12 protein-coding genes are annotated in these 13,370 nt (G+C 73.2%); 8 read left to right on the top strand and 4 right to left on the bottom strand.

All coding sequences use genetic code 11. The annotated features are described in order from the left end of the window. A partial coding sequence (locus ACZ7RU_RS22465) for an IS5 family transposase (protein WP_470342706.1) occupies window positions 1-472 on the top strand: 472 nt, incomplete at its 5' end. Window positions 473-535: 63 nt separating this feature from the next. On the opposite strand, the gene ACZ7RU_RS22460 is transcribed toward ACZ7RU_RS22465, so the two are convergent. From ACZ7RU_RS22460 to ACZ7RU_RS22445, 4 genes are all read right to left on the bottom strand, one after another. After that, complete coding sequence (locus ACZ7RU_RS22460; RefSeq protein WP_470342705.1) at window positions 536-2,092, bottom strand: NCS1 family nucleobase:cation symporter-1; 1,557 nt, start codon at window positions 2,090-2,092, stop codon at window positions 536-538. A gap of 110 nt (window positions 2,093-2,202) precedes the next feature. Then, window positions 2,203-3,216, bottom strand: a complete 1,014-nt coding sequence (locus ACZ7RU_RS22455; protein ID WP_470342704.1) for a TIGR03842 family LLM class F420-dependent oxidoreductase — start codon at window positions 3,214-3,216, stop codon at window positions 2,203-2,205. Between the two features lie 191 nt (window positions 3,217-3,407). Continuing rightward, entirely contained in the window at window positions 3,408-4,838 is a 1,431-nt protein-coding gene (hydA, locus tag ACZ7RU_RS22450) for a dihydropyrimidinase (RefSeq protein ID WP_470342703.1), read from the bottom strand. A gap of 13 nt (window positions 4,839-4,851) precedes the next feature. Continuing rightward, window positions 4,852-5,694: a nitrilase-related carbon-nitrogen hydrolase gene (locus ACZ7RU_RS22445; protein ID WP_470342702.1), complete on the bottom strand. Its 843-nt coding sequence runs from the start codon at window positions 5,692-5,694 to the stop codon at window positions 4,852-4,854. Window positions 5,695-6,125: 431 nt separating this feature from the next. Here ACZ7RU_RS22445 and ACZ7RU_RS22440 point away from each other — a divergent pair, with 431 nt between their 5' ends. The 7 genes from ACZ7RU_RS22440 (at window position 6,126) to ACZ7RU_RS22410 (ending at window position 13,368) form a co-directional block, all read left to right on the top strand. Then, window positions 6,126-9,281, top strand: a complete 3,156-nt coding sequence (locus ACZ7RU_RS22440; RefSeq protein ID WP_470342701.1) for a hypothetical protein — start codon at window positions 6,126-6,128, stop codon at window positions 9,279-9,281. A gap of 64 nt (window positions 9,282-9,345) precedes the next feature. Then, the gene (locus ACZ7RU_RS22435) at window positions 9,346-9,423 is read left to right on the top strand and encodes a putative leader peptide (protein WP_107086570.1); all 78 of its coding nucleotides are present in this window, start codon (window positions 9,346-9,348) and stop codon (window positions 9,421-9,423) included. Window positions 9,424-9,616: 193 nt separating this feature from the next. After that, entirely contained in the window at window positions 9,617-10,258 is a 642-nt protein-coding gene (locus ACZ7RU_RS22430; RefSeq protein ID WP_470342700.1) for a cysteine dioxygenase, read from the top strand. Next, window positions 10,252-10,638 carry a rhodanese-like domain-containing protein gene (locus ACZ7RU_RS22425; RefSeq protein WP_470342699.1) on the top strand — a complete coding sequence of 129 codons (387 nt, stop codon included), beginning with the start codon at window positions 10,252-10,254 and terminating at the stop codon, window positions 10,636-10,638. Before ACZ7RU_RS22430 ends, ACZ7RU_RS22425 begins: the two co-directional genes overlap by 7 nt. A gap of 213 nt (window positions 10,639-10,851) precedes the next feature. Then, window positions 10,852-12,036, top strand: a complete 1,185-nt coding sequence (locus ACZ7RU_RS22420) for an ABC transporter ATP-binding protein (protein WP_470342698.1) — start codon at window positions 10,852-10,854, stop codon at window positions 12,034-12,036. Beyond that, a complete protein-coding gene (locus ACZ7RU_RS22415; RefSeq protein WP_387757663.1) occupies window positions 12,026-12,694 on the top strand; it encodes an ABC transporter permease in 669 nt (222 codons plus the stop codon). Before ACZ7RU_RS22420 ends, ACZ7RU_RS22415 begins: the two co-directional genes overlap by 11 nt. Further along, the gene (locus tag ACZ7RU_RS22410) at window positions 12,691-13,368 is read left to right on the top strand and encodes an ABC transporter permease (protein ID WP_470342697.1); all 678 of its coding nucleotides are present in this window, start codon (window positions 12,691-12,693) and stop codon (window positions 13,366-13,368) included. The genes ACZ7RU_RS22415 and ACZ7RU_RS22410 overlap by 4 nt, the downstream gene beginning before the upstream one ends. Window positions 13,369-13,370 lie beyond the last annotated feature (2 nt).

The following is a 13,370-nucleotide window of genomic DNA, read 5'->3' as shown; positions in this document are numbered from 1 at the left end:
CTCGCGGGGCGGGTTCACCACCAAGATCCACCTGAGCGCGGACGGCCGCTGCCGCCCGCTGTCCGTGGTCGTCACACCAGGGCAGCGGGCGGACTGCACACAGTTCGAGCCGGTGCTGGAGAGGATCCGGGTTCCGCGGACCGGGCCGGGCAGGCCCCGAAAGACGCCCGACAGCGTGGCCGCCGACAAGGCATACAGCAACGGGCCGTGCCGCGACTACCTGCGCAGACGCGGTATCCGGCACGCGATCCCGGAGAAGACCGACAGCCGGGCCGTCCGCCTGCGCAAGGGCTCACGCGGCGGACGGCCACCGGGCTTCGACGAGGAGCGGTACAAGAAACGCAACACCGTCGAACGGGCCATCAACAGGCTCAAGCACGCCAGAGCGGTCGCCACCAGATACGACAAACGCGGCTACGTCTACCTCGGCACCGTCACCGCAGCAGCCCTCGTCATCTGGCTCCACACCTGATCGACCGGACAAGTCCTAACAGATTTCGAAATCTGTCATCTGTTTGCTGTTCGCTGTTCGCCGTCAACCCTCGCCCTCCGCCGCCGCCCGCCTCCCGAACCCCCCGCTCAGCCCCAGGTACACCACGGCCGCCGCTGTCAGCCCGACGGCCCAGCCGTAGTCCGCGAGCGGCTTGAGGACGGGTATCAGGCCGTCCGCCGGGAACGGGCCCTGCTTCGCGCCGTTGGCGTCGAGGGTGGAGTACGAGCCGCCGACGGCCAGCACGCCGCCCACCAGCAGCGCTGCGACGGCCCGCCAGTTCCACCCGGCCGCGTACCAGTACGCCCCGCCCGGCCGGTACAGCTCGGCGAGCCGTAGTCGGGTGCGCCGAAGCGCCCAGTAGTCCGCGATCAGCACTCCGGCCACCGTGCCGAGCAATCCGCCGACCACGCCCAGCCAGGTGAAGATGTACACGTGCGGGTCGGAGATCAGCCGCCACGGGAAGATGGCGATCCCGACCACCCCCGTGATCAGCGCCCCGGTGCGGAAGGTGACCAGACGGGGCAGCAGGTTGGCGAGGTCGTAGGCCGGCGAGACCACGTTGGCGGCGATGTTCACCGACAGCGTCGCGACCAGCACGGTCAGCAGCGCGAACAGGATGGCGACCGGGTTCTCCATCTTGGCCGCCAGCTGGATCGGGTCCCACACCGGCACCCCGTAGACCGCCTCGGAGCCCGAGGTGACCAGCACGGACAGGAACGCGAAGAGCGTCATCGTGGTCGGCAGGCCGAGTGCCTGCCCGCGGATCTGGGCCCGCTGGCTGCCGCCGAAGCGGGTGAAGTCGGGGATGTTCAGCGAGAGGGTGGACCAGAACCCGATCATGCCCATCAGCGCCGGGAAGAAGACCTTCCAGAAGCCGCCGCCCCATCCCAGTCTGGACGGCTGGTCGAGCAGCGGCCCGAGGCCGCCCGCCTTGACGGTGATCCACACCAGCAGCGCGAGCGCACCGACGATGACGAACGGCGCCGCCCAGTTCTCGAACCGCCGCAGCGCCTCCATACCGCGCGCGATGATCGCCATCTCGATCAGCCAGAACAGCAGGAACGAGAGCCACTGCGTCCACGGGTAGCCGCCGAACTCACCGGCGGTACGCCAGGATTCGCCCAACAGCTTGCCCGCCAGCAGGAAGATGCCCTCGCCGCCGATCCAGGTCTGGATGCCGAACCAGGCGCAGGCCACCGCCGCCCGCAGCAGGGCGGGCAGGTTGGCGCCGCGCAGCCCGAAGGAGGCGCGGGCGAAGACCGGGAACGGGATGCCGTACTTGGTGCCGGCGTGCCCGGTGAGCAGCATCGGGACGAGCACGACGAGGTTGGCGAGCGCGATGGTCAGAACGGCCTGTCTCCAGTCCATGCCGAGCGTGACCAGGCCCGAAGCCAGGGTCCAGGACGGGATGTTGTGGGCCATGCCGACCCAGAGCGCGAGGAAGTTGTACGTGGTCCAGGTGCGCCGCGCCACCGGGACCGGCCGCAGGTCGTCGCTGGTGAAGCCGTTGGGCGGCAGTTCCGCGACGGCCGGGTCGAGTTCGACCCGGCCGTCGGGGTGATGCCACTGTCTGCTGCCGCTGGTCTCGGTTTCGGGCATGGACAACTCCCGTCCGCCGCGGGCGGATCCGCGGCTGAGCTCAGGTGGGGGTCACTGGCAGGTTCGCAGACTGGTTCAAGGACGGGTTCACGATCGGAGCGGGCGGGATGTCACAGGTGCGGGATGACGTCCGTCCCGTACGCGTCGATGGTGGTCTCGATGGCGTCGTGCATGGCGTAGACGGCGAACTGGTCGACGCCGAGCGAGCGGAGCTCCGCCAGCCGGGCCCGCTGCACCTCCGCCGGGCCGATCAGGCAGAAGCGGTCCACGATCTCGTCCGGGACGAAGGCCGTGTCCGGGTTCCCGGCCCGCCCGTGGTGGCTGTAGTCGTAGCCCTGGCGGTCCTTGATGTAGTCGGTGAGCGCCTCCGGCACCAGGTCGGAGTGCTCGCCGTAGTGGCTGACCAGGTCGGCCACGTGGTTGCCGACCATCCCGCCGAACCAGCGGCACTGCTCGCGGGCGTGGGCGAGCGCCTGCGGCGATTCGTCGGCGGTGACGTAGGCCGGGGCGGCGACGCAGACGGTGACCGAGTCCGGGTCCCGGCCGGCCTCGACGGCGGCGGCCCGTACCGCCTTGACCATGAACTCGGTGAGGTACGGGTCCGCCAACTGGAGGATGAATCCGTCGGCCTGACGGCCAGTCAGGTTAAGCGCCTTCGGCCCGTACGCTCCCATCCAGACGGGCAGCGAAGCGTCGGCGCCGACCCACGGCAGGTGCATCTCGGTGCCGTCCACCTCGGCGGTGCGCCCCTCGGCCAACTCCTTGATGGCGTGCATGGCTTCGGAGAGCCGGGCGAGGGTGGCGGGGCGTCGCCCGGCCACCCGCATGGCGGAGTCGCCGCGGCCGATGCCGCAGACGGTCCGGTTGCCGTACATGTCGTTGAGCGTGGCGAACATGGAGGCGGTCACCTCCCACGTACGGGTGGAGGGGTTGGTGACCATGGGGCCGACGGTCAGCCGCTCGGTCTCGGCGAGGATCCGGCTGTAGATGACGAAGGGCTCCTGCCAGAGCACGCAGGAGTCGAAGGTCCAGCCGTGGGTGAAACCGGCCCGCTCGGCGCGGATCATCCGGTCGATGAGCAACCGGGCGGGCGGGTCGGTCTGGAGGACGAGGCCGATGTCCATGAGGGGCTCCAGGTAAGGGGTTCGACCGCCGCCGCCCGGTCGCCCCGCCGGGACGGTGCGGCGGTCGGGCGGCGGGCGGCGGGCGGCGGGCGGCGGCAGATGGACGACGAAGAGCGGGAGAGTCGGGAGTGCAGCGGGAGAGGAGAACAGCCGGAGAGCGGACCTGCGGGCGGGTGAGCGGCGGGAGGGTGTCAGACCAGGTACTGGCAGGTGTCCCGGCGAAGGAAGGTGCCGTGGCCCGCCCGGCCGAGCCAGTCGCCGCCGTCCAGCACGACGGTGCCGCGCGACATCACCGTCCGCGCCCGGCCGGTGAGTCGGCGGCCCTCGTAGGCCGAGTAGTCCACGTTCATGTGGTGGGTCGCGGCGGAGACGGTCTGCACCGCGGTGGGGTCGTAGACCACCAGGTCGGCGTCGGCGCCCGGGGCGACGGTGCCCTTGCGCGGGTGGAGGCCGAACATCCGGGCCGGGGTGGTGCAGGCGATCTCGACCCAGCGGCGACGGCTGATGTGTCCGTCCACCACGGCTTGGTGGAGCAGGTCCATCCGGTTCTCGACGCCCGGCAGGCCGTTGGGGATCTTCGAGAAGTCACCCCGGCCCAGCTCCTTCTGTCCGACGAAGCAGAACGGGCAGTGGTCGGTGGAGACCACCTGGAGGTCGTTGGTGCGCAGCCCGCGCCAGAGCGCCTCCTGGTGCTCGCGCGGCCTGAGCGGCGTGCTGCACACGTACTTGGCGCCCTCGAAGCCGTCGGCGCCCTCCTCGGCGAGGTTGTCGGTGGAGAGGAAGAGGTACTGCGGGCAGGTCTCGCCGAAGACGTTGAGGCCGGCGTCCCGGGCCTGGGAGAGTTCGGCGAGCGCGGCGGCGGCGGAGACGTGCACCACGTAGAGCGGGCTGCCGGCCACCTGGGCGAGCTTGATCGCCCGGTGGGTGGCCTCGGCCTCCAGCAGTTCGCGGCGGACCTCTCCGTGGTAGCGGGGGGCGGTCCTCCCGGCGGCGAGCGCCTGTTCGACCAGCACGTCGATGGCGATGCCGTTCTCCGCGTGCATCATGATCAGCCCGCCGTTTGCGGCGCCGCGCTGCATGGCGCGCAGGATGCGGCCGTCGTCGCTGTAGAAGACACCGGGGTAGGCCATGAAGAGCTTGAAGGAGGTGGACTCGCCGGAGTCCACGAGGGCGTCCATCTCCTTCAGCACGGCGTCGTTGACGTCGGAGACGATGGTGTGGAAGGCGTAGTCGACCGCGCAGTTGCCCTCGGCCTTGGCGTGCCAGCTGTCCAGGCCCTCGCGCAGCGAGCCGCCGACCGGCTGGACGGCGAAGTCCACGATGGTGGTGGTGCCGCCCCAGGCGGCGGCCCGGGTGCCGGTCTCGAAGGTGTCGGAGGCCGCGGTGCCGCCGAACGGCAGTTCCATGTGGGTGTGGGCGTCGACGCCGCCCGGGATGACGTAGTGGCCGGTGGCGTCGATGACGGTGTCGGCGGTCCAGGCCTCGGCGGCGGAGCTGCCGGTGGTGGCGAGGGCGGCGATGCGCTCGCCCTCGATCAGGACGTCGGCGTGGAGTTCCTCGGTGGCGGTGATGACGAGGCCGCCGCGGACGATGGTGCGCTGGTGCGGGTTCCGGGTGGTCATCGCGCGCTGCTCCTCACGCCTCGGCGAGCGGTCCGTAGGCGTCAGGACGGCGGTCGCGGTAGAACGCCCACTGCTGGCGGACCTGTTCGATCAGGCCGAGGTCGAGGTCGCGGACGACGAGTTCCTCCTCCTTGTCGGAGGCGACGTCGCCGACGAACTGGCCGCGCGGGTCCACGAAGTAGGAGGTGCCGTAGAAGTCGTTGTCGCCGTACTCCTCGGTGCCGACGCGGTTGATCGCGGCGACGAAGTACTCGTTGGCGACGGCGGCGGCGGGCTGTTCGAGCTGCCAGAGGTAGCCGGACAGGCCGCGGCTGGTGGCGGAGGGGTTGTAGACGATCTGCGCGCCGGCCAGGCCCAGGGCGCGCCAGCCCTCGGGGAAGTGGCGGTCGTAGCAGATGTACACGCCGACCTTGCCGACGGCGGTGTCGAACACGGGCCAGCCGAGGTTGCCGGGCTTGAAGTAGTACTTCTCCCAGAAGCCCTTGACCTGCGGGATGTGGTGCTTGCGGTACTTGCCGAGGTAGCTGCCGTCGGCGTCGATGACGGCGGCGGTGTTGTAGTAGACGCCGGTCTGCTCCTCCTCGTAGACCGGGACGACGATCACCAGCCCGAGTTCGCGGGCGAGGTCCTGCATCCGGCGCACGGTCGGGCCGTCGGGGACGGCCTCGGCCCAGCGGTAGTGCTCGGCCTCCTGGACCTGACAGAAGTACGGGGAGTTGAAGACCTCCTGGAAGCCGATGATCTTCGCGCCCTGGGCGGCGGCCTCGCGGGCGTACTGCTCGTGGAGCGCGATCATGCTCTCCTGGTCGCCGGTCCAGCGGGTCTGGACGAGCGCGGCACGGACGATCTGCGACATGGGTACCTCCGCAACTCCGCGGTCCGGCCGTGCGGTCGGGCCCGCGGTCTGAGGGTTGACGGGGTGGGTCTCACCCGCGGTTCCGCTCGGGGAACCGCGGGGTCTACGTGCGTAGAAAGCGATCTGTAGACGGTAGGCCCGGCCTCGGTGGCCTGACAATACGTTGGCGGAAACGCGTCTGGGGTGATCCTGTTGCCGGACACGCGGACGGGCCCGGGTGCGATGAAAAGCTGATCTACCCCGGGAATTGCCCTCTTACTCGTTCGAGTGAAACCAGCCATCCCGGGTGCACGAATTGCGAGGGTGGGGTAGGACCCGCGTGGACATCACCGCAGGCAGCTACGGAGCGTCAGTCCTCGGTGGTTCCATGCGAGTTCAGCGGCTCGGTCACGGGGGATCGGGGCGACCGAGCGGGGGTGACGACGATGGCGGTGACGAATTCCGCGGGCGCGGCGGCGGAGACGGCGGAAGCGGCAGGCACCACGGCTACGGCGGCAGGCGGGGGCCCGGCGCCACGCCTGCCCGCCCTGCCCGCCTGGGCCGGCCTGCTACTCGCCGTCGGCGCACTCCTGCCGGCCGTCCTCGGCGGGCTGCTGTTCCACCGCCTGGCGCCTCGCGTACCGGACGTCGCCCTCCAACTGGCCGGTTCCCGTACGGCCGCCGAGGCGGTGGTCAGCGGGCGCGCGGCGGACCACCTGGCCGCGCTGCGCGCCGACGTCTGGCTGACAGGCGGCTACGGGCTGACGCTGGTCGCCGCCGCACTGCTCGGCGGGTACGTGCTCGGCGGGTACGTGCTCGGGCCGGTGCGCCGACGGGTGCCGGCGCTCGCGGTCGGCGCCGCCGGGCTGCTCGCGGCCTGCTGCGACCTCGGGGAGGACGCGTTGCTGCGCGCCGGGCTCGACGGCCTCCGCCCGGGCGCGGGCGGCTCCGACACGCCCTTCGCCGCCGCCACCGCGCTCGCCACCGTCAAGTGGCTGCTGCTCCTGCCCGCCGGGGCGGCCGCGGCGGGGATGGTGGTGGTGACCGCCACCCGCGCCGTGCGCGGGCTCCGGCCGTCGCGGGCGGACGCGAAGGCCCGCGGCACCGACTCCCCCGACCGCCCGGCGCTGGTCCCGCCGTGGCCCACCGCCGGCCGGCACGGCGCCTCACCGACCGCCGTCACAGCGCCGCACACCCAAAACCGGTCGGGTGCCCCGGACGCGCCTGACCGAGCCCCGGACGCACCCGTCCGGCACGCCCGCTGGCGCGACGCCGCCCGGGTGCCGCCCGGCCGCGAGCCCGCCGAACTCGGCTTCTGCGCCTCCGGCGGCGGCATCCGCTCGGCCTGCGTCACCCTCGGCGCGCTCCAGGCGCTGCGGCCCTGGCTGAAACGGGCCCGCTACCTGGTCTCCGTCTCCGGCGGCGGCTACACCGTCGGCGCGCTCCAGCTCGCGCTCAGCGACTCGGCACCCGGCAGCCCGGTGCACGCCGTCTCCGGCCTGACCGCCGACACCGTGCTGGAGCCCGGCTCCCCCGAGGAGGACCACCTCCGCCGGCACGGCAGGTACGTCGCGGAGAGCGCCGGCGAGTGGCTGGTCGCCCTCGGGACGCTGCTGCGCGGCGTGCTGTCCGCCCTCACCCTGCTGCTGGCCGCCGTGCTGACGCTCGGCCTCGGGCTCAGCCGCTGCTACCGGGCCGTGCCGCTCACCGACCTCGGCCACCTGGCGGCCGCCGGGCTGCGCCACACCGCCGCCGCGCCGGGCCCGTTGGAGTTCCGGGCACCGGCGCTCGCCGCCCTCGGCGCCCTGCTGGCCGCGGCCGCCGGGTGCTGGCTGCTCTGGCTGCTGGCCTTCCCGTCGCTCGGCTGGCAGGCGCTGCTGCCACGCGTGCTACGCCGGGCCAATCTCGGCCTGCTCGGGCTGGCCGCCCTGCTGGCCGTCGGGGTGCTGGCGGTGCCGGGGCTGGCCTGGGCCGCGGTGCGGCTCCAGCAGGCGGTGGCGGCGGGGCCGCGGCTGACCGGCGCGGGGCTCGGCCTGGCCGTGGCGCTCAGCTACCTGGCGCTGCTGCTCGGCATACTCCGGCGCGACGGCCGGACGCCCGGGCGGGGTACCGCCGCGGCGTCCGCGGCCCGTACGACGGGCCGGCCGCGCGGTGGCCGCGTCGCCGGCCTCCCCCAGATCCTCGTGGTGTGGGCCGCGCTCCTGGTGCTGACGGCCGGTGCGCTGCTGGCCCTCGGCTGGGCGGTCGCCACCGGGTACGCCTGGCCGACGGCCGTCCAGGTGCTGCTGCCGCTGGTGCTCGGCGCGGTCGGGCTGAACCTCGACCAGACCTGGGTGAGCCTGCACCCGTTCTACCGGCTGCGGTTGGCCTCGGCGTTCGCGGTCCGGCGGGTCACCGAGGGCGGCCGGTCGCTGGCCCGCCCGTACCACTTCTTCCGGGAGCAGACCTGGCTGAGCCACTACGGCGCCCGGCGCCCCGACCTCCCCCAGGTGATCTTCTCCGCGGCGGCCAACCTGTCGGGCAACTCCCGTACACCACCGGGCCGTCCGGCGGTCTCCTTCTCGCTCTCGTACGACTACGTGGGCGGACCGGACGTCGGGTACGCGCGCACCGACCTGCTGGAGCGTCGCACCCGTCCGCACATCGCCCGGGACCTCACCGTGCAGTCGGCGATGGCCGTCTCCGGCGCGGCCTTCTCCTCCGCGATGGGACGGGAGTCCCGGGTCTACCAGCGGCTGTTCGCGGTGACCAACGCCCGCCTCGGGACGTGGCTGCCCAACCCTGCGGTACTCGGCCCGGACTGGTCCGGGCCACCGGACTGGCGCCGCCCCGCGCAGCCCGCCGTCCGCCGCCTCCCGTACCAACTGCGGGAGCTGATCGGGCGGTTCCCGGCCGACGACCGCTTCCTGCTCACCACCGACGGCGGCCACTACGAGAACCTCGGGCTGGTCGAGCTGCTGCGGCACCGGGTACGGACGGCGGTCTGCATCGACGCCAGCGGCGACGCGGGCTACGCCGCCAAGCTGGCCGCCGCGATCGCCCTGGCCCGCGAGGAGCTGGGCATCGTCATCACCCTGCACGAGCCCGAGCTGCTGGTCCCGGGCAGCGCCACCGAGCAACCCACCGAACGCGGTGCCGCGGACGACGGCGGGCACGGCCGCCCGGGCCGCCGGCCACAGCTGCGCGGGCTCGCGGCGCAGCTGTCCGCCCGGCTCTCGGCCCGGGGCGTGATCACCGGCGACATCCGCTACCCGGACCTCGGCGAGGGGCCCGGAGCCGTCCGGCACGGTCGGCTGGTCCTCCTCCAGTCGGTGCTGACCCCCGACATGCCGTACGAGCTGCACGCCTACGCCATGGAGAACCGGGCCTTCCCGAACGACCGCACCAGCGACCAGTGGTTCGACCACCAGCAGTTCGGCGCCTACCAGACGCTCGGCCGCCACCTGGGCGAGCAGGCCGCACCACTGGTCGAACAGGCGCTGGCCGGCTCGGCGCCGAGCGCCGAGGCTCAGGCCGTCGAGGCTCAGGCCGTCGAGGCTCCACCGGCGCCGCGCCGCCCGGCCGAGGAGGAGCCGACGAGGGTCCGACGGGCCCGCCTGCGCCGGTAGCGGACGGCGGCGGACCGTCGGCTCGGCTTGACTTCGTCCGGTTCGCTCGGGAAGGATCCGGCACATGGACTCCGGCGCCACTCTGGTCTGCCGCCTGCACGTCGATCTGCGACGCCAGGCGAGTTCCATCTGTGCCTGTTGACCTTGCTCTCCCCCGCCGGTCCCGCCCTGTGACGTCTGCCAGGGCCCGCGCCGCGCAGCCGCACCCGCAGTTCTGACTCCCGCCCAGCCCCGACGCACCGTACGTGCCGGGCCGTCCCGCCGGCCCGCGCCCGTCCACCGCCGTCGGACGCCGGGCGCTTCCCACCGACGTTCCCGCACCCGAGGACGCCCTGATGAGCCTGAGCCCGAGCCCGAGCATCAGCCCCGACGCCCGCCCGACCGTCGACGCCGGACCCGACGCCGACGCCGACTCCGGCACCGCGACCAGCCCCGGCAGCAGCGGCACCAGCCCGATCAGCGCCACGAGCCCGGCGACCATCCCCGAGCCACCACCGCCGCCGTCCACCGGGGACACCCGAGCGCCGCTCACCCCCAGCACCCTGCGGGCCCTCGTCCGCGACCTGGCCGAGCGCCCCGAGGAGTGGATCCACCACGTCCGCCTCTCCACCGAGGAGCGCTGGTACCGGCGTCTGGCCGCCGACGACGACCACGAGGTGTGGCTGATCAGCTGGCTGCCCGGCCAGTCCACCGGCTTCCACGACCACGGCGGCTCCCGCGGCGCCTTCACCGTCGCCCTCGGCGAGTTGGAGGAGCTGTCCCTCGGCGGCCCGGACCAGGGCCTGCTGATCCGCCGGGTCCCGGCCGGCACCGCCCGCGCCTTCGGCCCCGAGTACGTGCACGACGTGCGCAACACCGCCGTCGGCCCCGCCGTCACCCTGCACGCCTACTCACCGCCGCTGAGTTCGATGGCGCACTACGACCTGCGGGCCGGCGGGCTCGTCCGCACCTCCGAGGAAGGACCGGAACAATGGTGACCACGATCGAGGACCTGGTGGAGCGGGCCCGGGAGGGCGTCCACCGACCGCGGGCCCGCGAGGCGTACCAGGCCCAGCTGGAAGGCGCACTGCTGGTGGACATCCGTCCGGCGGCGCAGCGGGCCACCGAGGGGGAGATCCCCGGCTCGCTGATCATCGAACGCAACGTGCTGGAGTGGCGGCTCGATCCGACGGGCAGTCACCGGATCCCCGAGGCCTCCGGCTACGACGTCGAGGTGATCGTGGTCTGCTCCGAGGGCTACGCCTCCAGCCTGGCGGCCGCCTCCCTGCGCGAGCTGGGGCTGCACCGGGCGACCGACCTGGACGGCGGTTTCGTCGGCTGGGCGGCCGCCGGTCTGCCAACCCGTCAGGGCGGCTGAGCTCGCGGTCGCGCCGCGTGCCGGACGGTAAATCAGAGACAGGAGATGATGCAGGTCATAGTCTGATCAGAGTTTCCGCCGGTCCAAAGCTGGGCAGCCACGCGGGCGGAAGTACGCCCGGGCGCTTGAAACCGCCGCCACCGAACGACCCGACAGAACGACCGACCGACCCAGGCGCCGCCTCCCCGGGGCGCCCTGACGAGGAAACTCCACGTGATCAGATTCGAGGGCGCCGGAAAGCGCCACCCCGACGGCACCGTCGCGGTCGAGGGCCTGGAGCTGGAGGTCCCGACCGGTCGGATAACCGTCCTGGTCGGACCGTCCGGCTGCGGAAAGACCACCCTGCTGCGCATGGTCAACCGGATGGTCGAGCCCACCTCGGGCCGGGTCCTGCTGGACGACACGGACGTCGCCGAGCTGGAACCCGCCAAGCTGCGCCGTGGCATCGGGTACGTGATCCAGCAGGCCGGACTCTTCCCGCACCGCAAGGTCATCGACAACATCGCGACCGTCCCCTACCTGCTCGGCTGGGACCGCAGGAAGGCCCGCGCCCGCGCCGCCGAACTGCTCGAGCTGGTCGGGCTCGCACCGGAGACCGCCAAGCGGTACCCGTTCCAGCTGTCCGGCGGCCAGCAGCAGCGGGTCGGCGTGGCGCGCGCGCTGGCCGCCGACCCGCCGGTGCTGCTGATGGACGAGCCGTTCAGCGCGGTCGACCCGGTGGTGCGGGCCGGGCTCCAGGAGGAGCTGCTGCGGCTCCAGTCCGAGCTGCACAAGACGGTGCTGTTCGTCACCCATGACATCGAGGAGGCCGTCCGGCTCGGCGACCAGGTGGTGGTGCTGCGCGAGCACGGCCGGATCGCCCAGCTGGCCGATCCGCACACCCTGCTCACCACCCCCGCCGACGAGGGCGTGGCGGCCTTCCTCGGACGCGACCGGGGCCTGCGCGGTCTCGGCCTGCGCCCCGCGAGCGCCGTCGAACTCCGCCCGGTGGGCGACGGACTCCGCTACGGCGGGTGGGAGTTGGTCCTGGACGACGAGCGTCGCCCGATCGGCTGGATCGACCGCGACGCCGTCACCGCCGAACTGCACCCGACGGCCGGCTTCCGCCCGGACGCCGACACCCTGCGCACCGCGCTGGACGCCGCCGTCCTCTCCCCCGCCGGGGTCGCCGTCGCGCTGGACGCCGACGGCCGGGCCACCGGCACCGCGAGCCGCGAGGCCGTCCTCACCGCGCTGCGGCCCGACACCTCCAGGCCAGGCACCCCGGACGCCCCCGAAGGAACAGGCGCCCCGCACGGCCCCGACGGAAAAGGCACCCCGGACGGAACGGGCACCCCCGACGGAACGGGCGGCGGAGCCACAACGGGCGGCACGGACGGAGCCGACGGTGGACGATGAACCGATCGTCCGCTGGTACTGGATCGGCGACCACCTCGGCTACCTCGGCAACCTGCTCGCCGACCACGCCGTGATCGCCCTCGTCCCCGTGCTCATCGGCCTGCTGCTCGCCGTCCCGCTCGGTCTGGCCTGCGCCCGCTACCCCCGGCTGTACCAGCCGCTCTCCGCCGTGTTCAACATCGTCTACGCGCTGCCCTCGCTGGCCGTGTTCGTGGTGCTGATCCCGTACACCGGCCTCGCCACCCAGGCGACCGTGATGATCCCGCTGACCTTCTACGCCCTCGCCGTGCTGCTGCCGACCACCGTGGACGGGCTGCGCGCCGTCCCGGACGCCGTCCGGCAGGCCGCCACCGCGATGGGGTACGGGCCGTGGCACCGGCTGACCTCGGTCGAGCTGCCCGCCGCCGTGCCGTACCTGATCGCCGGACTGCGGGTCGCGGCGGTGTCCAGCATCTCGCTGGCCAGCGTCGGCGCTCTGGTCGGCCGCGGCGGGCTCGGCTACCTGTTCGTCGACGGCTTCCAGCGCACCTTCCCGACCCCGATCCTGGCCGGCATCGTGCTGATCGCCGTCCTGGCCCTGGCCGTCGACCTGCTGCTGGTGGCCGCTCGGCGGCTGCTCGCGCCCTGGGCCGTCCGGGAGAAGGGGGCGGGCTCGTGAACTGGCTGACCTGGCTGAGCGACTTCTTCACCGCCCCGGACCACCTCAGCGGCCCGGACTCGATCGTGCACCGGGTCTCCGAGCACCTGCTGCTCTCCGGTGAGGCCCTGCTGTACGCGGCGGTGCTCGCCGTCCCGCTCGGGCTGCTGATCGGCTACACCGGGCGCGGCGTCACCGTGGTGACCGCGCTCGCGGGCGCCGCCCGCGCCCTGCCCACCCTCGGCCTGGTGACGCTGGCGGTGCTGCTCGCCGGGGTCGGCGACACCGCCGTGCTGTTCCCGCTGGTCGCGCTCGCCGCGCCACCGCTGCTGGTGGCGGCCGTCGAGGGGGTGCGCGGCACCGATCCGGACGTCCGGGACGCCGCGCGCGGCATCGGGCTGACCCACCCCCAGGTGTTGCGGCAGGTCTGCCTGCCCTCGGCCGCACCGACCCTGCTGGCGGGCTTCCGCACCGCGACCGTGCAGGTGATCGCGACCGCCACGGTGGCCGCCTACGTCGGTCTGGGCGGCCTCGGCCGCTACGTCATCGACGGGCTGGCAACCCGCAACTACGCCGTGACCGTGGGGGGTGCGCTGCTGGTGGTGCTGCTCGCGGTCGCCGCCCAGCTGTTCTTCGCCCTGCTCGCCCGCTTCGCGCTCCCGCCCGGGGTGCGCGCCCAGCAGCAGCCCCACTGACT

Source organism: Kitasatospora sp. NPDC114501 (genome assembly GCF_055633695.1).
The sequence above is the reverse complement of the archived record's forward strand: the minus strand, read 5'-3'. Positions and strand labels throughout refer to the sequence as shown.

Excerpts from the sequence above, each read along its gene's own strand:
- ACZ7RU_RS22425 (WP_470342699.1), top strand. The coding sequence starts at position 10,252 with ATGGTGACCACGATCGAGGACCTGGTGGAGCGGGCCCGGGAGGGCGTC.
- ACZ7RU_RS22435 (WP_107086570.1), top strand. The coding sequence starts at position 9,346 with ATGGACTCCGGCGCCACTCTGGTCTGCCGCCTGCACGTCGATCTGCGA.
- ACZ7RU_RS22430 (WP_470342700.1), top strand. The coding sequence starts at position 9,617 with ATGAGCCTGAGCCCGAGCCCGAGCATCAGCCCCGACGCCCGCCCGACC.
- ACZ7RU_RS22445 (WP_470342702.1), bottom strand. The coding sequence starts at position 5,694 with ATGTCGCAGATCGTCCGTGCCGCGCTCGTCCAGACCCGCTGGACCGGC.
- ACZ7RU_RS22460 (WP_470342705.1), bottom strand. The coding sequence starts at position 2,092 with ATGCCCGAAACCGAGACCAGCGGCAGCAGACAGTGGCATCACCCCGAC.
- hydA (WP_470342703.1), bottom strand. The coding sequence starts at position 4,838 with ATGACCACCCGGAACCCGCACCAGCGCACCATCGTCCGCGGCGGCCTC.
- ACZ7RU_RS22455 (WP_470342704.1), bottom strand. The coding sequence starts at position 3,216 with ATGGACATCGGCCTCGTCCTCCAGACCGACCCGCCCGCCCGGTTGCTC.